Source organism: Saprospira grandis DSM 2844 (assembly GCF_000275825.1).
Taxonomy (GTDB): Bacteria; Bacteroidota; Bacteroidia; order Chitinophagales; family Saprospiraceae; genus Saprospira; species Saprospira grandis_A.
The window spans coordinates 346,380-363,825 of the sequence record NZ_JH719942.1 but is presented as its reverse complement, the minus strand read 5'-3'; the positions used below and the strand labels follow the sequence as shown (position 1 = coordinate 363,825).

Annotated in this window: 15 protein-coding genes and 3 tRNA genes; 5 read left to right on the top strand and 13 right to left on the bottom strand. The window is 42.6% G+C overall.

What is annotated here, in order from left to right; all coding sequences use genetic code 11:
* Positions 1 to 926 precede the first annotated feature (926 nt).
* The 4 genes from SAPGRDRAFT_RS01855 to SAPGRDRAFT_RS01840 form a co-directional block, all read right to left on the bottom strand.
* A complete protein-coding gene (locus SAPGRDRAFT_RS01855) occupies positions 927 to 1,376 on the bottom strand; it encodes a 5' nucleotidase, NT5C type (protein ID WP_002656720.1) in 450 nt (149 codons plus the stop codon).
* Position 1,377: 1 nt separating this feature from the next.
* Positions 1,378 to 3,171: an ABC transporter ATP-binding protein gene (locus tag SAPGRDRAFT_RS01850; protein WP_002656718.1), complete on the bottom strand. Its 1,794-nt coding sequence runs from the start codon at positions 3,169 to 3,171 to the stop codon at positions 1,378 to 1,380.
* A 9-nt stretch (positions 3,172 to 3,180) separates the two neighbouring features.
* A complete protein-coding gene (locus SAPGRDRAFT_RS01845; protein ID WP_002656716.1) occupies positions 3,181 to 3,492 on the bottom strand; it encodes a hypothetical protein in 312 nt (103 codons plus the stop codon).
* A 223-nt stretch (positions 3,493 to 3,715) separates the two neighbouring features.
* Positions 3,716 to 4,990: an aspartate kinase gene (locus tag SAPGRDRAFT_RS01840; protein WP_002656715.1), complete on the bottom strand. Its 1,275-nt coding sequence runs from the start codon at positions 4,988 to 4,990 to the stop codon at positions 3,716 to 3,718.
* Between the two features lie 414 nt (positions 4,991 to 5,404).
* On the opposite strand from SAPGRDRAFT_RS01840, the gene SAPGRDRAFT_RS01835 reads away from it, so the two are divergent.
* From SAPGRDRAFT_RS01835 to SAPGRDRAFT_RS01820, 4 genes are all read left to right on the top strand, one after another.
* Entirely contained in the window at positions 5,405 to 6,568 is a 1,164-nt protein-coding gene (locus SAPGRDRAFT_RS01835; protein ID WP_002656714.1) for an OmpA family protein, read from the top strand.
* Positions 6,569 to 6,674: 106 nt separating this feature from the next.
* Positions 6,675 to 6,766, top strand: a tRNA-Ser gene (locus tag SAPGRDRAFT_RS01830).
* A 20-nt stretch (positions 6,767 to 6,786) separates the two neighbouring features.
* Positions 6,787 to 6,859, top strand: a tRNA-Pro gene (locus tag SAPGRDRAFT_RS01825).
* 61 nt (positions 6,860 to 6,920) lie between these two features.
* A tRNA-Ser gene (locus SAPGRDRAFT_RS01820) sits at positions 6,921 to 7,009 on the top strand.
* A gap of 49 nt (positions 7,010 to 7,058) precedes the next feature.
* On the opposite strand, the gene SAPGRDRAFT_RS01815 is transcribed toward SAPGRDRAFT_RS01820, so the two are convergent.
* The 3 genes from SAPGRDRAFT_RS01815 to SAPGRDRAFT_RS01805 form a co-directional block, all read right to left on the bottom strand.
* Positions 7,059 to 7,709: a DUF4276 family protein gene (locus tag SAPGRDRAFT_RS01815; RefSeq protein ID WP_002656713.1), complete on the bottom strand. Its 651-nt coding sequence runs from the start codon at positions 7,707 to 7,709 to the stop codon at positions 7,059 to 7,061.
* A gap of 7 nt (positions 7,710 to 7,716) precedes the next feature.
* Positions 7,717 to 8,787, bottom strand: coding sequence for an AAA family ATPase (locus SAPGRDRAFT_RS01810; protein WP_002656711.1), 1,071 nt, complete (start codon positions 8,785 to 8,787; stop codon positions 7,717 to 7,719).
* 192 nt (positions 8,788 to 8,979) lie between these two features.
* Positions 8,980 to 9,195 (bottom strand): hypothetical protein, encoded by a 216-nt coding sequence (locus tag SAPGRDRAFT_RS01805; protein WP_002656709.1) that lies wholly within the window; start codon positions 9,193 to 9,195, stop codon positions 8,980 to 8,982.
* A gap of 103 nt (positions 9,196 to 9,298) precedes the next feature.
* Between SAPGRDRAFT_RS01805 and SAPGRDRAFT_RS01800 the strand changes: the two genes are divergently transcribed.
* Positions 9,299 to 9,631 (top strand): hypothetical protein, encoded by a 333-nt coding sequence (locus SAPGRDRAFT_RS01800; protein WP_002656705.1) that lies wholly within the window; start codon positions 9,299 to 9,301, stop codon positions 9,629 to 9,631.
* Between the two features lie 65 nt (positions 9,632 to 9,696).
* Here SAPGRDRAFT_RS01800 and SAPGRDRAFT_RS19780 read toward each other — a convergent pair whose 3' ends face one another.
* From SAPGRDRAFT_RS19780 to SAPGRDRAFT_RS01770, 6 genes are all read right to left on the bottom strand, one after another.
* The gene (locus SAPGRDRAFT_RS19780; protein WP_172635356.1) at positions 9,697 to 10,980 is read right to left on the bottom strand and encodes a CHAT domain-containing protein; all 1,284 of its coding nucleotides are present in this window, start codon (positions 10,978 to 10,980) and stop codon (positions 9,697 to 9,699) included.
* A 302-nt stretch (positions 10,981 to 11,282) separates the two neighbouring features.
* The gene (locus SAPGRDRAFT_RS01790) at positions 11,283 to 13,022 is read right to left on the bottom strand and encodes an AIPR family protein (protein ID WP_002656702.1); all 1,740 of its coding nucleotides are present in this window, start codon (positions 13,020 to 13,022) and stop codon (positions 11,283 to 11,285) included.
* A 66-nt stretch (positions 13,023 to 13,088) separates the two neighbouring features.
* On the bottom strand, positions 13,089 to 13,781 hold the full coding sequence (locus SAPGRDRAFT_RS01785) for a hypothetical protein (protein WP_002656699.1): 693 nt from the start codon (positions 13,779 to 13,781) through the stop codon (positions 13,089 to 13,091).
* Between the two features lie 160 nt (positions 13,782 to 13,941).
* Positions 13,942 to 15,201 carry a T9SS type A sorting domain-containing protein gene (locus tag SAPGRDRAFT_RS01780; protein ID WP_002656697.1) on the bottom strand — a complete coding sequence of 420 codons (1,260 nt, stop codon included), beginning with the start codon at positions 15,199 to 15,201 and terminating at the stop codon, positions 13,942 to 13,944.
* A 271-nt stretch (positions 15,202 to 15,472) separates the two neighbouring features.
* Positions 15,473 to 16,324, bottom strand: a complete 852-nt coding sequence (locus tag SAPGRDRAFT_RS01775) for a ComEA family DNA-binding protein (protein ID WP_002656695.1) — start codon at positions 16,322 to 16,324, stop codon at positions 15,473 to 15,475.
* 159 nt (positions 16,325 to 16,483) lie between these two features.
* Positions 16,484 to 17,395, bottom strand: a complete 912-nt coding sequence (locus tag SAPGRDRAFT_RS01770; RefSeq protein ID WP_002656694.1) for an Rpn family recombination-promoting nuclease/putative transposase — start codon at positions 17,393 to 17,395, stop codon at positions 16,484 to 16,486.
* Positions 17,396 to 17,446 lie beyond the last annotated feature (51 nt).

Below are 17,446 nucleotides of genomic sequence, written 5' to 3'. Positions count from 1 at the left end.
TCTGTCTGTTGTTTGTAAAATCGCTTCGCCTACAAATATATAAACTTGAGGGATAGATTCAGGAATCTGTTTTTTTTTCTTCTCGATTCTATCCTTTTTTAGGGGCCCGCGGCCGGCTAGGCCTTTGGCCTAGGTCAGCCGCCGCTATGGTTACTCCCTTCGGTCGTCGAACTGCGGACTAAAGTCCTTGTTGTCACCGCTCGCAGGTCTGCTCGGCCCTGCAGCCCTGCGGGCTTTGGTCTGGCGCTTCGCGCCACGGCTGCGCAGCGCTGGGCCAATTGACTCTTGGCCTTTAAGCAAAAAGTTAGCGCATGTTAGCAGCTCAAAATAGAAGCGTCCCCATAATTTTAGCGCTAAGGGCCTCTGGCTAAACAGTAGTAGGGGAGTCCCCGAAAAAAGCAATAGGACAATTTAGATACCCCCGGAGCTAAATGTAACGATCCAGATGGCTAGGGGGAATCCCCCCGCTTAAATGTAACGATCCAGATGGCTAGGGGGAATCCCCCCGCTTAAATGTAACGATCCAGATGGCTAGGGGGAATCCCCCCGCTTAAATGTAACGATCCAGATGGCTAGGGGGAATCCCCCCGCTTAAATGTAACGATCCAGATGGCTAGGGGGAATCCCCCCGCTTAAATGTAACGATCCAGATGGCTCTGGGGAATCCCCGGAGTTAAATGTAAGGATCCAGATGGCTCTGGGGAATCCCCGGAGCTAAATGTAACGATCCAGATGGCTCCGGCGCCACGCCAGAGCTAAATGTAACGATCCAGATGGCTCCGGCGTCACGCCAGAGCTAAATGTAACGATCCAGATGGCTAGGGGGAGTCCCCTAAAGCCAAAAAAAGTCCGCAATACAAATTGTACTGCGGACTTTTGTTCCTAGCGATTATCTTTCGCCATAAAAAGAAGTCATTTAGACCTCTCTAGACCTTTGTTCTCAGGTAGGCCACTACTTTTTCCCAATCTTCAAAGGGCGTTTGGCCAAAATGGATATGTTCTCCGCCAAAGCGATCGGCACCATTCTTTAGGCGGTCATCAATAAGGAAGTGGCCCTGATTGAGCTGCTTATTATGAGAGAGAATAAGGCGTTTGTGGGCATTTTGGCCCAAATGTTTTTTCACCCAGAGCAGCTTATCAGACCAAGCCGAGGGGTTTTCCCAAGGAGCGGTAGACAATAAATAGGCATCAAACAATTGGCTGAGCTCTTCAAAGGCGGCCAAAGCTCCTGTTAGGGGCTGCATTAGGGAAAAAATACCGGGGACCTCATCTAGGCGGCCCTCATATTGGGCCAAGGTATCGGCAGAAAGCTGGGCAAAGGCCGAGGGGAAATCCACCAGCACATTGTCCATATCAAAATAAAGAATCTTTTTCATCTTAATCGGTTTGATTGACGCTATAGGCCGTTTCCACTAGGTCACGGTAAAAGCCGTCGGGTTTTTGCATTAGAGTTTGGTGGTCGCCCATCTCCATTTTTCGTCCTTTATCGAGGACCAGAATTTGGTCGGCATGCTGAATAGTCGACAAGCGGTGGGCAATAATAATAGAGGTTCGTTTGGCAATCAATTTCTCGATGGCATACTGTATAATGCCTTCTGTTTCGGGATCAATAGCCGAGGTAGCCTCATCTAAGATCAGAATATCGGGATCAAAGACTAGGGCCCGAACAAAAGAGATCAGTTGCCGTTGGCCCATAGACAAGGTGGCGCCTCTTTCCATTACCTGATAGTCATAGCCGCCGGGCAGGCGCTCAATAAACTCATGGGCCCCAATCATTTTGGCGGCGGCAACTACCTGCTCTAGGCTGATACTTTCTTCTCGTAGGCAGATGTTTTCATAGACGGAGCCTGAAAAGAGAAAGACATCTTGTAGCACAATAGCGATGCGGCTACGCAGGCTACGGAGCTCATAATTCCGAATTTCGGTATCATCAATAAAGATTTGGCCCTTATGGATATCGTAAAATCGGTTAATGATATTGATAATTGTGGTCTTTCCGGCGCCTGTACTCCCTACAATAGCCATCGTTTGGCCTGCGGGCAGCTCAAAACTGAGTCCTTTCAGGATCCATTTCTCTACTTCTTTGGCTTTTTTATCTTGTTCATAAGAAAAGTGGACCTCATCAAAGCGGATGCTGCCGGCCAGCTTCACTACCTTTTGCTCGCCATTATTCTGGATCTGCTTGTTGCTATCAATGAGGTTAAAAACTCGATTGGCGGCAACCAGTCCCATTTGTAGGGAGTTGAATTTATCGGCCAGCATTCGAACGGGGCGGAAAAGCATGCCCAGATAGAGCGGAAAAGCCACTAATACCCCAATACTCACCTCTTCACTAAGGACCGATTGGGCCCCATACCAGACCATTAGGCCCAAAGAAGCTGCCGAAAGGATCTCGACCATAGGGAAGAAGATCGCATAATAAAAAATAGAGCGGATGTTGGCCTCCGTATAGCGGTTATTGATCGCATCAAACTTTTTGAGCTCTTGCTGTTCGGCATTAAAGATCTGAACGATGCGCATGCCGCTGATGCGTTCTTGCAAAAAGGCATTCATCTTGGACACCTCCGTTCGCACGCTTTCGTAGGCCTTTTTTACGGCCTCCTTAAACCAATAAGAGCCCCAGATGAGCAGGGGCAGGGTGGTCAGGCAGACGAGCGTTAGGCTCCAGCTAGAATAAAGCATAATGCCCAGCACAAAAAAGAGGGTCAAAACATCGGCAACAATCGTAATAGCTCCTTGAGAAAAGACCGTATTGATCGTTTCAATATCATTGATGGTGCGGGTGGTCGAGTTTCCAATTGGCGTGCGGTCAAAGTAGCTCAGCCGCAGGCTATTGATATGTTTGAAGACCCTCAGCCGCAGGTCCTTAATGACCGATTGGCCCAAAAGGCCAGTAATATAAGTAAAGAAATATTGCAGGGCGCCCTCAAAGAGCAGGACCCCAAACAAAAGGCCTACTATCCAGAGTAGACCTTGATAATTGCCGGCAAGAATATATTCGTCCACACTCAATTGGACCAAATAGGGCCTAAGGATGGCCAGTGGGGCCAAGACAATAGAGAGGGTAGCGGCGGTAATAAAAATAAATCTGTAGGGGCGGACCAACTTGAGCAGCCGAAAGAACAGCTGACGGTCGGCATAATTGCCCCTTTCTTGTTTAGCGTTAGACATGCAGTTGGTTTAGCGAATATGCACAATTTCATCATAAACACGGAGCGACTTCAAAAGGTTGAAGTCCTGTTCGCTTTTACAAATGAGTTGCAAACCGATAAATTTCTGGTTTTCGTGTTGGTTGATAAAATCCATTTTCAGGACCTCTTCAATTTCCCAGCTGCCTAGCTCTTTGCCCAGCTTGGTCACTAGTTGCATACCGGCTTGTACTTGGCCTTCTTCTACATCGCCCAGAATGACAATGCGAAGTTTTTTTAGAAATCCGTAGACCACACGAATGCGGAAGCGGTTTTCTGTGGGTTTAGCTTGTTTTTTAGACATAAGGTTGTTGTTTAGTAGTTGTTTTTTTGGGGCTGTCCCAGCGCGGAGCGCTGGGTCGGGCTGTGTCAGGGCTCGCAGGTTTGCTCGGCCCTGCGGCGGCTTTGCCGCCTGGGTCTGGCCTTCGGCCACCCTTATCCATCCCTCAGCCGATAGCGCAAAATGAGTACTGAGGGGGCGAGCCCCTCAGGAGAGCGGGCGCAAAGCGCCCTCTGTGCCTAAGTCATTAGGACCAGTTGGCCTCTGCGGCAATGAGTAGTTGGCTGGTGCAGCCAATATGCTCCTCCAGCAAAATCTCTTTATTTGCTCTAAGCATATTGAGGGCCTCATCGGTTTGGTGGCGCAGGCTAATCAGTTGGAGATCGCTGCGCAGTTCGGTCATATAGGCTTGGGCTAGTTCCTCGAGCAGGCCGCCTAGCTTTTGGGGCTCATAATTGATACAGACCGAAAAAGCCAGGGCGGTATTTTGGGTCATATTGACCTTAATACGGTGTTTGGCAAAGCTAGCAAATAGGGCCGAGAAGCGGGCTTCGTCTACAAAATGAAAATCTTTGGCCTTAATTTTTAGTAGGGCTTGATTTTTTTTGACCACAAAAATCGGCGGGTATTGTTCGACCTCTTCGGCAGAGACTAGGCTGCCTCTTTCTTGGGGTTGGACAAAGGACTTTACCCAGAGGGGAATATTTTTATTTTGGAGGGGGCGTAATGTTTTGGGGTGGATCACTTGAGCCCCATAATAAGTCATTTCTATGGCCTCGGCATAAGAGATATTATCGAGTTGGATGGTATTGTTAAAGAGGCGGGGGTCTGCATTGAGCAGGCCGGGGACATCCTTCCAGATGGTTAGTTCTTGGCTATTGAGGCAAGAGGCAAAAATAGCGGCGGTATAATCGGAGCCTTCACGGCCCAGGGTGGTGGTAAAATTCTCGCTACTACTACCGAGAAAGCCTTGCGTAAGGACCAATTGATTTTGGAGTAGGGGGGGGACGATCTTTTGGATACGGTTTTGGGTTTCGCTCCAATCCACTTGAGCGTCGCGATAATTATTATCGGTGAGGATACAATCGCGGACATCCAGCCAATGTGTTTTTAGTCCTTCTTCATTGAGGTAGGCGGCAAGGATGGTGGTAGAGAGCAGTTCGCCTAGAGAGACAATCTGGTCATATAGGTAATCATAGCCATCTTGGGGTTCTTCTTCAAGGATCCATTCTACATCGACAAAAAGGTCATTGATTTCATCATAGATAGGGTGTTGAGGGTTATTAAAAAGGCCTTGGAGTAGATCTAAATGTTGTTGGCGGACGGCTTGGAGTAAACCCTCTGCTTGGCCTGTTTGTTGCACATAAGCCAGCACTACTTTCTCTAGGGCGTTGGTTGTTTTTCCGGAGGCGGAGACGACGACCAATAGATTTTCTTGTTGATATTGGCGAAGGATTTGGACCACATTTTTGATTGCGGGCACATCTTTAATAGAAGCGCCACCAAACTTGAAAACAGGCATAAGGGCAATTTATTAAATAAGGTAAAACTTGTACTTATCTACTTTAGGTAAAGTGTATAAGGCAAAGACTGCTTGATCTGTTTGCAAAAGTACAATGAACTAGGCTAAAAACTAGGCATCTTCTAGTTGAAATGCTAATTTTACGCAGCTAGGCTTTAAAAACGGCTGTCTATGCGGTGGAAAGGGCCTATTATTATTATGCCTTAAGTTGCTTGAACCTTTCATCTGAGGAGAGCAAAAGCGGAGGGTGGAGCATTTGGCCTAGCGATGTGCAGCAGTGGCCCGCAGGGCCAGACCGAGCAGGCGGAGCCTGCGAAGGGCCGAGCGAATAGCGAGCTGCGGAACGTAGCGCCGCAAGGCGAAGCCGCAGCGGAGGCCCCTAAAAAAAAGAAAAAATAGACCAAAAAATAATATATGAATCGATCGACATTAGTGGCCTTAGCATTAGTTGCATTTTGCGGCATGTTAGGGGCTCAGACAGAAATCATTTATTTGGAGAACCCTTCATTTGAGGACGAGCCACGGCCGGGTTGGCAGCCTAGGGGCTGGATAGACTGTGGATTTGCGGGAGAGTCTCCGCCCGATGTGCAGCCCTTTGGGGGATTTGGCGTGACGCAGGCGGCGCATGACGACAACACCTATTTGGGGTTGGTGGTGCGAGACAACAAGACCTGGGAAGCGGTGAGTCAGCGATTGGCGCGGCCGATACGGGAGGGGCAATGTTATCGTTTTAGCATATACTTGGCACGGTCGGCGCAGTATGTGAGTCCGACCAAGCGCAAGCCCAATGAGTTGACCAACTTTAACAAGGGGGCGATATTGCGGATTTATGGGGGGAACTCTCCGCGGGAGAAGGCGGAATTATTGGCCAGTAGTGATATGGTGAGTCATACGGATTGGCGGCCCTATAAATTTGAGTTTACGCCTAAGAAAAGCTATCGATACTTTGTGTTGGAGGCCTATTATAAGACGCCCACCATGTTTTACTACAATGGGAACTTGTTGTTGGACAATGCCTCGGAGATTTACAGTTGTGAGATTCCGGAAGAGAAGCCCGACAACCCTATATTGGCACAGGTAGATCCGGAAAAGAAGACCAATGTCAAGCCCTCGCCCAAGGAAGAGCCGGTATTGCCGGAGGCGAAAGAGGAGCCTAAAGAGGAGGTAAAAGAAGTGGATCGGGGGGATTTCAAGGGAGATTTGAAGGCGGAGGATTTGGCCTTGGGGGATAAATTCCGTTTGGACAACCTTTATTTTCAGGCGGATTCATCGAGCATTACGCCTGCTGCGGCCTTAGAGCTAAATGAATTGGTAGCCTTTATGAAAAAGAACAAGGGCGTATCGATAGAAGTGGGGGGGCATACCAATGGCTTGCCCACGCATGACTACTGCGACAAACTATCGCGGGCTCGGGCCAAGAGCATTTCGGCTTATTTGACGGCCAAGGGGGTAGATCGTCGACGGATCAGTTATCGGGGATATGGTAAGCGCAAGCCCATAGCGGATAATGAGACTCGGGAGGGGCGGAAGCGCAACCAGCGGGTAGAAATAAAAATTACAAAATTGGAGAGGGACTGACTCTTTGATTAACAATATATTAGCGAGCCTCCTTGAAAAAGGGGGCATTTTTTTTGCAAAAAGGTTTGGACAAATCAGAAAGCCGTCTTATATTTGCAACGCACTCGGAGGAATGGGTGAGTGGCTGAAACCACCAGTTTGCTAAACTGACGTACTTCGAAAGGGGTACCGCGGGTTCGAATCCCGCTTCCTCCGCCAGATTTTGGCTTCGGCCAGTACGGGCTTTGGCGCAGTTGGTAGCGTGCCTGCTTTGGGAGCAGGAGGTCGCAGGTTCAAGTCCTGCAAGCCCGACGAGAAGGTCCTAATTATCGTAGAGATGATTGGGGCCTTTTATACTAAGTTTATATTATATGGAGAAATGGGTGAGTGGCTGAAACCACCAGTTTGCTAAACTGGCGTACTTCGAAAGGGGTACCGCGGGTTCGAATCCCGCTTTCTCCGCTGCGAAAAAAACCCGACTACTGGGAAGTAGTTGGGTTTTTTTGTGGGCTTAGCTATTTTCGATAGCTGCTATCCAGTGATTAAATCGAGTACATTTTTGTCTAATTTGATTTAGCGTAATATGTTCGGCGATCATTGGACCATAAAGTGTCTTTTGGTATCCTTTAATATAGTTTTGTAATCTTTTGGATGGGCTTGTATTGGGGTCATTATTTATTAGTTCTGGATTTGGGTAGTCTTGGATATCTCTTAGCAGCTTTTCTCTGTCTATGAGTTCTGAGGATTCAAAGAGGTCGTCAAAAGTTTCTATATTATTAAACAGGAGTCCTTCAAATTCATGAAGTTGGTAGTAGGGGATAAAATTTTGATTTAATGGATCAGGGATATCATTTTTCATTTCCTGTTCTAAGAAATCCATTCGTTGATATTTATCATTGATTTCTTTTGCTTCTATCCAGGCGGGGTAATTATAGCTATCTGGAATTCCGTAGTAGTCTATGAGGGTAGTGACAATTGCGTTTTGGTGTAGATAGTTTTGAATTTCTTTTTTTAGGGTTCCCCATTTAACGATACCTCCTTTAGAAGCCTTGATTAAGGGGGAGTCGATGTAGATATTTTTGGGCAAAAAATAGGGTTGTAGAATTTCTCTACAAAATTCAAGTTCTGTTGGTCCTTCGCAAATAATAATAACTCGTTTCATAGAAAGTTTACTTATTGGGTTGTCCACTAGAGAGGATATTTCTTTGCCATAATTCGCCTAGGCCATAATCTTCCAGCCATCTTTCTAGTTCTTGGGAGTCAAGTCGATTAAATTGGCTTTCGCCATTCACTAAATCGACAGTGATAATATCTTCAGGTAGAAAGTGATTTACTAAATCACTAGATTGTGTGGCAAGAAGAACTTGAATATCTCTAGCTGCAGCGCTTTTAATCATTCCTGCAAGTTTTGCTATAGCGAAGGGGTGTAATCCTAGCTCGGGTTCGTCTATAATGATCGAAGAAGGTGGTTCGGGCTGAAGGAATAGGGTAGTGAGGGCAATAAAGCGAATGGTGCCATCAGATAAGTCGTTGGGGCCATAAATGGTATCTGAAAACTTACTTATCCATTGGAGGCGGATATAATTGGTTGGATTAGGATGGAAATAGAAGTCGGCAAAAAAGGGGGCAATACTTTGGATTGTTTTTACAATTCTGTTGTATACTTTTTTGTGATTCTCATGAATGTGGTATAGGAAAGCAGAAATATTTTCCCCTTCCGAGTAGAGGAAATAGCTGTCATTTTCAGTATGAGCCATTTGTGTAAAAGGGGAGCTTTTAGCTGTGTCATGGAAATGATATTTCCTATATGAATTGAGGTAGCCGATAACATGCTTTGCTCTGAAATTATCGGTAGTTTTTATAGCGGCTTCTGTAGCATGATTGGCAATGTTCCAACTTTTTTTGCCTTGATATAGCAAATATTCATCTTGAAACACAAAGTTTTCCCCGCCGTTTTTTATTCGAACGGAGTAACCATTTTGTTCTTGATCGAAACTGATTTCAAATCTTATCTCATCTGTATTTTTTGCGCCATTAAAAAGGAGTTTGTTGGCTCCTCCTTTTAGGTTTACATATTGTGTTAGCTTTCTTTGGTATAAATTGCTTAGAAACTCAAAGAATGTAAGAAAGTTACTCTTTCCTGCACCATTGGCTCCGATGAAAATATTGATAGGGGCCAAGTCGAGCTGTATATTTTTTATAGACTTGTACCCTTTTATTTTTATGAAATCCATTGCCATGGCAGTTGCATATAGTTTTTTGAGAAAAAAGAATGTTATGCAATGTAGATTTTTTAGGCGGGGATCAAGCTATGTTTGCTTAAAATAGTATTGGGCCTAATATTAAAGGAGAAACAGTTGAGTACTACATTTTGCAAGGAATACTAATGTAGGGATTTAATGGCTATTTTCATACTGAAAATATATTTGGGGTTAGCGTATGCTTTCCCAGTCGGCCAGTATTTTTATAAACTTCAGGCGGAGTTCTTCTAGCTCTGGATCATATCTTTTGCGAGAATCTAATTGATACAATCCTAGATCAACATCTATTGCTGTGGCAAACTCATCAATCTCCGTTTCATCGTAATAGTCTTCTCCCCAAATCATATCGGCGAGGCGGTTGATGTCTGTGGCAATTTTTTTTAGCATGGGCTTGTTGTTTTTGGGGCTAAGCCTTGGTAGAATAATTGTATTTTGTTGAATCAATGGCTGGGCAAGGAACTTCTTCGGCCAATAAAACAAACAATTGATTATGGAATTTGTGAATTTGCAGCCCCTTCAAACTGATTATAAGGTAAAAGAGGGGCAGGAACTAAGGTATAGTTTTACTCAACATAGCTCTGTAGGCAATACCGGCGAGTTTGAAATTGAGGACCCCTGCATCCTTGAATTTAAAGAGAAAATTGTAGACTATAAACTGAAAATTGATGAAAGCGTCGGGGAGATTCGTCCCGCCGGTGGCGATGAGGCCAGGGCTACTTTTATTTTTGTGGCCAAAAAGAAGGGAAGGACGAAGTTGAAGATTAAACAGCTTTTTCGGGGGACGGTGATGGAGGAGTGGGTGATGAAAGTGGTGGTGGAGTGATGGGGGGAGGAAATCCCCGAGCACTGGAGTGGTCGGGGATTTTTTTGTGTGTGTGTGTGTGTGGGTTAAGATGGAGTAATATTTTTACCGTTCTGCCATAGTGTTATTGAATAAGGTGGTGCCTGTTTAAGGCTAGCTCTTCCGACATCAAAAGCACTAGAAATATCTTTTCCAGATCCTATTGCGATATAAAAACCTTTAGAAAAGGCAATAGCATTATCATCACTAATAACATTACTGACACCAATTACATAATAGCCTTTTGTAGAAATTATTTTTGCTACTTTTTCTGAATAGCAAGCATTTAAGACAATACATTCAATATTGTCACTTTTCTTAAGAAGTCTATTTAAGTTACTAGCAGATAGTTGTTCGTGGGTACCATTTTTACCTTCAATAAGGATGTTGTCATTTTCTCCATGTGTTGAAAAATGGACAATATTAGGCTCTATCTCAAGGATACTTTCTGATATAATATCAGTGGTTATTGCTGTTCTTGTTTCAAGAATAAGGGTGTTTCTGAACTTACTACCTTTGATTTTAGATCTTATTTCACTTTCTTCTATATCTACTCTGATTGGAGTTAAGCCGTTGGGCGAAGCAGAGAGGAATAGGATTGTATTTAGAGTATTGATATTTTTATCTACCTCATCAAGATATAGTAATTCAATATCTATTTCTTCACCAATGCCAAGATCTAGTCCTACCTCTGCAGCTTCCTTTTGATATTGTAATTGTTTTAATCTATAAAATCTTCGTTTTTCTGATACAGTATTGAGTTGATCTGCTTCTGCTTTTAAAGTATTTAAATCCCACATATTATTTATAATATCTGGATCTTCAAGGTATGGTAAAATATTATTTCTTTGGTCTATTAGTTCAATATAAACTTTAAAAAGATTATGATTATTGCTTTGATAAATCATGCTCAGCATTTTATCTAGGATAAATATCTTTTGATCATCATTTAATTTTTCTTTTCTGAAGTCTTCCTTTATTAAGTTTGAACAAGATATTGGCTTACTGTATTGAGTAAGGAAGTCAAAATATCTCATAAGAATTTTGAAAGGTAGTTCAATGTTTGCAAATAATTTTTCATTTCGCAAATGAACACTCCAAAAATAAGCATTTTCATTAAATAGGTCGTCAGGAGTATTAAAATACTTCTCTAATCCTTTATAGCTTGTCTGTCTGCGCCAAATTTCAAGAAGAGTTGATGAAAGAATGGAAGAACTAAGGTTACTACCTTCGTCATAAATTTTTTTAATACTTTGAAAGAGAGGCTTAGGTTTTAAAATTTCTAAAAGTAGTATATTGTCACTCGGAAGTTTGACATCTTTATACTTCATATTAGATAGGATTATTTTTTTTATTTGAGGGTACTTTTTAAATAGAGCGGCAATAGTTATAGCCTCAATGACTATTGCATTATCAAAATGGGATGGATTCGCTATTATTTTGGAAACAATATTGCGTACGAGTTCTATAAGTGAGGTGTCCTGATCCATAAAATGTATGACAAAGAAAAAATAAAAAAGTAGTGTACACACCTAATGTAGACAAAATCACAATAATTAGCAACTTGAAGATAAAAGAGCCCTAAGTAGCATAGACTGCTTAGGGCTTATCAGTTTTTAGAAAAAATTACTTTTTAGCTGCTCACTTTACTGGCAAAATCATCCATTTTATCTTTATTTGCTGTTCTTATAGCTTGAACCAACTGTTTAAACGTTTCCTTCGCTTTGTCTATACTTTCTTTATTTTTAATACCATCTTTCAATCCCTCATTTAGGTTTCCGACAAAAGGACTAACAATATCTATAATTTCACGCCAAGCCTTTTTTGCCTCTTCTAAAGTGAGGTTATTACTAGAAAATTTTAATTTAAAATTATTGGAAACCTTACGGTTTACAATGGTTTCTAAACAATCTGAAATAGCAGTTGTAAATAGTACAATAGCTCCTCGACTTCTAAGGAAGTTAAGTGTAGTTTTTTGTTGTTCAAGTAGTTCTGCTGTAGAAGATGCCAGTTCAAATTTTAAATCTTCTATAGCTTTTAGTAAAGAATAGCAGAAAAAAATATGTTTGGCTGTTGTTTGTGTATTAAAAAATTTTGAATACAGTGAGTCAGATGTCCAAATTTTACTTTTGGAATTATATGCTATACTAGGCTCTCCATGAAAAGCTGCTAACACTTGGCCTGCGCTAATAGAGGGAAGAAGGTTGGGGCTTCGAGTTATTATATCTGTAGCATTTCCTCTTCTTGGAGAATATTCTAATTGTAATTTTTGAAATTCTTTTGTAATTCTTTTTTGGATGCTATCACTACTTCGAAAATCTGGAGCTGTAATCTTATTTTGACTGTTATTATACTTTACAATAAGCTGAACCGTTTTTTGATTAGCACATTTAATTAAGCGGATTGGAACAGTCATCTCTTTGTCCGGAGAAGTATCTAATGTTCCTATAGCACCTGTCGTTTGTGCTCCATTAACAATAGAAAGCCCTTCTATTGTTAACTTTTTAGTCTTTGCATTATATTGGAAATTATTAACTAAAGCAGTAATCCCATTATTGTAAACAAAGAAATGCTCAGAGTCATCTTTAGCCGTTTCTTTTATCCCGTTATTGATGTTTGCACTTGAATTTCGACTTCCTAAGTAGTCTCTAACGTTAGCTGAAAATAGACTTGTATCATATTTTTTATACAAGTCATATAACTTATTTGCAGGAAAAGATGTACTAAATGACGACCAGTCTGTGCCTGAGTTTTCAAAACCTGTACAATTATCTAAAGTAATGTCATCTGTCATTAGAATAGGTACTGTAAGTTCTTTATACCACTCCTCTGTTTTTTTTAAGCCAACCTCTAATGAGTGCACATCTATAGTCTTATCACTAAAGTGGTTCTTTAATATTGAAGATAATGTGTTTTCTGCCGAAGTTAGCTCCTGCTCAACATTTGTTGACTCAGAGCGGTTATGGCAATACCATAAGGTAATTCTTGAAATCTCATTATTTTTAATTTTTTCCCTTAACTCTTTAGCTGCTGATCTTAATGCTTCGGGAAGATCTTCTAGATTTCTTGTCAACAACCAAGAAACAGATGTGTTTAGATCACTAGCTTTATTAGCTGGAGCGTGAGTTCTTCCTTCTTTTTTTGAAAAATAACCTTGTGCAATTACTGCCTCGCCTAATTCATCATCTATGTATAACAGATCTGTTTTTTTGTCATTAGGGCCATCTACTAATGCAATAGATGCTACACTATGAATATCTTCAATACTGTATTTTAGTTGAAGAGAATATAATAGGTGCTTATTATCTCCATATCTGTCTAAATCTGATCGGTTTGTTAAGTTTTGGAGGAAGTCATAATTTTCCTGTTGCATATGTACTTTTATGTTTTGTGAATATTGTTGACTCTTTATTAAAGTCATGACTAAATAACTACCAATTTAAAAAAATATTCCCCAAAAAGAGAATCTCTCCCCACCAAAAACCCCCAAATAGCACACACTATTTGGGCTTTCCCACACTACCTCCCCCCCCACAACCGCCTCAAAGCAAATTTTCAAATCACTATATTTGATAGCCTTCAGCCCCAGTTTTTTGAGGCGAGCCAGCGACAAACTTTTTTGAGGACCTAGTTCTTTATCCAAAAGGGAAGTTGGAGCCAGATAAAAACACCATTGGTCCATATCCAGCGGGTTGATCGTTGCTTGATCCTTATGATCCAATAGGCAGAAAATGTAAATAGCTGCCTGTCTTTTGTATGTTTCCGAGTAATTTCCATCCTGCAGCAGCTCTTTAGTCGGCGCAATTCCAAAGCTAATACTAGATAGCTTTTTCTGCGCCCATGCTTGGATATAAGCAGCAGATTTTACCTCAATTTTGACCTTCCCTTTTTCTGTTTGGGTTTCAAAATCATAGGCATCCCACTCTAAACGGCTAGGGGAATTTATGTCTAGCGCCATTTTTACAATGAATTCTGCCAGAATGCCTCTAGTTCGGTTTTCTATTAAGTTCGATTGATTCCATTTCCAGAAATCCACCAGCTTAAATGCTAAGGATTTGGAGTTGGCTAGAAAAGCGGTATCCTCTTCTAAGTTAGGGGGAGTATAGTCTGTTTGGTAGGTTTTTTTGTTCATTTGAGGGGGGGGATATAGTTAAGGGATAAGGCGCTTTTCTATTTATTATGGAATAGAGTATAAGATAGTCATCCTTCCTAGAAAAACAAAGTTCAGCGGTTAGAGCAAAAAAAAACGCCTAGCTCTCACTAGACGTTTTTTATACTCTTTACTAAGTCATCTATCTAAAAATCACTTTCCGTTCCAAACGCTGCCCATTTTCTAGTTGCAGACGCAGAACATACAAACCTGCAGGCAATTGCAGACGCTGAATCTCAATTTGCTGAGCGGGCGTTTCGGCCCACTGACGCAACTGACGCCCCTGAAGATCATAGAGCGAGAGCTGTAGCTGCCCCTCTGGCCAGTTGTTGAGGCGAAGGAATACCCGCTCTTGAGCAGGATTAGGAAAAACTTGGCCTTCTACCAAAGGCACCGAAAGTTCGTCTACCCCAGCCGCCAAACCACAAACCTCATTGTGCAAAAACAAAAAGCTGTTGTCAAAAACAGAGTCTTGCCATGTAGGCACATTAGGCCCACCAGACATATAACTAACGTGGTCGTTGCTATTCGGAATGGTAATCAACCCATTGGTCAAACCCAAATCATTGGCCTTTTGCGTAATCGTTTCACTGCCCTCTACATAGACAATATCCACGCTAAACCCCCCTGCACTAATAGAGGCATAACCAGGACCATAAGGCACTACATCATCGCCATCATCATGCACCGAAAATACGGGCGGGTCGTTGGCATCCATCCAACTCGTACGAGCCAAAGCACCAGAATAGTTAATTACAGCATGAATCTCAGAAGAATACTGATAGTTAGAAGAACTGTTGCCTTCTAAGCCACCATTATTCTGAATAATCGTGTCAATATGCGCCGGAATGGGGTCTGTAGCATCTACAAAACCCGCTTGCATGGCCGTAATTGCCCCCGCAGAAACACCTCCCGCAAAAATGTAATTGGTGTCAATCTGATAAGGGTTGCCATTGGCCGCATCTTCCCGCAATTTACGGACAGAGGCTTTCATGTCGCCCATTGCCTTGATGGCCACATCTAAAAAGTCAAAAGAGTCCGGAAGTGAAGTAAATGGCCCATCATACAAACGATAATCAATGGCTACAGCCACATAGCCCTGCTGCGCCGAGTAATGGCAAAGACTAGCCAATTGCTCCCGATCGCCAGAAATAAAGCTGCCGCCAAAGGCCCAAACAATAGCTGGCCGATTGCTGATTTGATCATTCGCCGGATAATAAATATCCATATACAATTGCTGTGTGTCGCCATTAAAGGTAACGTTCTCCCCAAATTGTACCGCCAAAGCCGTGTCAATATCCGTGAAGATCAATTCCCGATAACGCTGCCCATCACAGCCGTTTTGAGCCATTAGGCTCGACCCAAAAAACAGGGCCATTAAGAAGTAAATTAGCTTTTTCATAAAATATGATGTTGTTGGTTACTGCAATACAGCAATATTACAAAAAAAAATTCTTTTGTAAAATTATTGTTAAGCCGTAAACTCTCCTCAATATCACTTATTTTGAAGAACTAATATTTATTTTTTGGGGCCTCCGCAGCAAAGCTGCGGCGCTACGCTTTGGGGCTCGCAGGTCTGCTCGGCCCTGCGGCGCTTGCAGCGCCTGGGTCTGGCCCTTCGGGCCACCCCGCCGCATCGCTAGGCCAAATGGAATTCCTAGACTTCAAGCAGCTTACCAACTCAAATAAGGCAATAAGCGTTCGTAGTTTCCACTCCCATCATCAAACTCAAAAAAGGTTTGTAGTACATGTGGACCATCAAATGGTTCTTGCTCTTCTCGCCAACGAATAATCGCCTTGGCTTGCTTCCAATTTAAGTAGGGGTGGCTTTTTAGCTCTTCCTCTGTAGCTGTATTCAAGTTGATCTTCTTAATATTATGTGGCCTACAATGCAACTTCCCCTTGATTTTTTGATAGGTAGAATCAGGCAAACCATAAAGCTCCGCAACTTGCTCTATCTTGTGAAATCCCCCCAAGGCTTTTCTAAATTTTACAATTCTTCGGGCATAGCCTGGCCCAATTCCACGCAGCTCTTGCCAGTCTTGCTCATTGGCCGAATTGATCTCTAAACGATCAAACTTAGGCCGCCTTTTCTGCCTTTTCTTTTTTCGCTTGTAAGGCTCAAAATTAGCTGGCCGCCCTGGCAACTGTATATAGGGCTTCAAGCGAATATAATCCGCACTATCTAAGGTGTAAATCTTCGCCAAATCTTCTTTGTAGCGATATTTTCCCCCCTTAGACCGATAGTTAATTATGGACCTAGCTGTCCTCGCCGATAAGCCCAGTTGCTCTAGCTCCTCTTGCTTTGCCAAATTAGGGTCAAATGGAGCCAATACAATTTCTTCTGGGGCCAGACTGTCTACTTTGTCTTGCTCCAAAAGCAAAACCTCCATTTTTAATGGTGGCTCTGAATTAGGCCGCCAATACAAATAACTATTGAGCCCAAAGAAAAATAAAATTAAGATAACTAAGGTCAGGGCCGCAACCCGCTCCGAACGACTGTAGTAAAAGTAATCTTGTAACATAGATGAGAGAAATTGAAGGTGACAAAATCGCTCATTTTGTTTTGGCCCTTAAAGATAAAACTTAAGGTTGTAAACGCAAATTTACTTTCAGTTTATCTGTGGTCTAAGGAAAAGAAAAAGCTTGAACCTCAGCAGGTTCAAGCTTTCTATTGTTTAGGGCTAGTCTTCTAGCCAGTTTTTGAGTTGCTCTAAAGAGCAGCCCGTAATTTGGGCAATTTGTTCTAGGGCTAAGTTGGCGGCCTGCATTTGCTTGGCCATGGCTTTTTTGGCTGCTAATGCGCCTTTTTCTTCTCCTTCTTTTAGGCCCTCCTCTCGTCCTTGTTCTAAGCCTTCGGCTCTGCCTTTTTCTAGGCCCTCTTCTAGGGCGCTGTCAATCACATTTTTAATATCTCGATGCTTTTTGAGGGAGACCTCATAATTTTGGCGCTCCTCAATAGAGTAGCTGGCAATTTCGGCGGCATGGAAAAGCCCCGTGAAAATGCGCTCTTGCAAGGCCGCTGGCCGATCTTCTAATTTGGCCAAATAGCGGAAAAGATAAAGCCATTTATCTTGTAGATCTTCTAGCTCATCTAGGGTTTTAGTGAAATTAGGCAGCTCAATATAAATATAGGTAAGGTCTTCAAAGAAGAGCTCCTTATCTTGGTCCTTGAGCTGTACATAACGAATCACTCGATTATGGGGATTGGGCTGATTGATCTTAAAATCGAGAATGCAGATCGTATAAATGGGCCAGAGCTTAAAATTCCAATCGCCCCTTTCGGATTGTTCTTGAATGGCGAAGGTGCTATAAAAAATAGAGCGATCGATGAAATGATTTTGCTTACTGCGCTGCAGCTCAATAATAAACTGCTCGCCTCGGCTGCTGGTGCAATAGATGTCAAAAATAACTTTTCGGTCCAGAAAGCTGGAGGGCAAGCGTTCGCTAGGGAGATATTCGAGATCCTCCACCTGATGCTTTTCGGGCAGCAGCTGATTGAGAAAATGGATGAGTAGCTCCTTATTGGCGGCCTCGCCAAAAAGCTTCTTAAATCCAAAATCGGTGAGTGGATTGATGTAGCGATCCTTGATCATCTTTTTTTCTTCTTTTCCCAAAATTAAGGTATTTAAATGAGGTGGTGAAAA

Bases quoted from the DNA above. Each gene is read 5' to 3' on its own strand.
- SAPGRDRAFT_RS01850 (WP_002656718.1), bottom strand. From the start codon at position 3,171: ATGTCTAACGCTAAACAAGAAAGGGGCAATTATGCCGACCGTCAGCTG.
- SAPGRDRAFT_RS01835 (WP_002656714.1), top strand. From the start codon at position 5,405: ATGAATCGATCGACATTAGTGGCCTTAGCATTAGTTGCATTTTGCGGC.
- SAPGRDRAFT_RS01790 (WP_002656702.1), bottom strand. From the start codon at position 13,022: ATGCAACAGGAAAATTATGACTTCCTCCAAAACTTAACAAACCGATCA.
- SAPGRDRAFT_RS01810 (WP_002656711.1), bottom strand. From the start codon at position 8,787: ATGGCAATGGATTTCATAAAAATAAAAGGGTACAAGTCTATAAAAAAT.
- SAPGRDRAFT_RS01770 (WP_002656694.1), bottom strand. From the start codon at position 17,395: ATGATCAAGGATCGCTACATCAATCCACTCACCGATTTTGGATTTAAG.
- SAPGRDRAFT_RS01815 (WP_002656713.1), bottom strand. From the start codon at position 7,709: ATGAAACGAGTTATTATTATTTGCGAAGGACCAACAGAACTTGAATTT.
- SAPGRDRAFT_RS01805 (WP_002656709.1), bottom strand. From the start codon at position 9,195: ATGCTAAAAAAAATTGCCACAGACATCAACCGCCTCGCCGATATGATT.
- SAPGRDRAFT_RS01785 (WP_002656699.1), bottom strand. From the start codon at position 13,781: ATGAACAAAAAAACCTACCAAACAGACTATACTCCCCCTAACTTAGAA.
- SAPGRDRAFT_RS01840 (WP_002656715.1), bottom strand. From the start codon at position 4,990: ATGCCTGTTTTCAAGTTTGGTGGCGCTTCTATTAAAGATGTGCCCGCA.
- SAPGRDRAFT_RS01780 (WP_002656697.1), bottom strand. From the start codon at position 15,201: ATGAAAAAGCTAATTTACTTCTTAATGGCCCTGTTTTTTGGGTCGAGC.
- SAPGRDRAFT_RS01845 (WP_002656716.1), bottom strand. From the start codon at position 3,492: ATGTCTAAAAAACAAGCTAAACCCACAGAAAACCGCTTCCGCATTCGT.
- SAPGRDRAFT_RS01800 (WP_002656705.1), top strand. From the start codon at position 9,299: ATGGAATTTGTGAATTTGCAGCCCCTTCAAACTGATTATAAGGTAAAA.
- SAPGRDRAFT_RS01775 (WP_002656695.1), bottom strand. From the start codon at position 16,324: ATGTTACAAGATTACTTTTACTACAGTCGTTCGGAGCGGGTTGCGGCC.
- SAPGRDRAFT_RS01855 (WP_002656720.1), bottom strand. From the start codon at position 1,376: ATGAAAAAGATTCTTTATTTTGATATGGACAATGTGCTGGTGGATTTC.
- SAPGRDRAFT_RS19780 (WP_172635356.1), bottom strand. From the start codon at position 10,980: ATGAAGTATAAAGATGTCAAACTTCCGAGTGACAATATACTACTTTTA.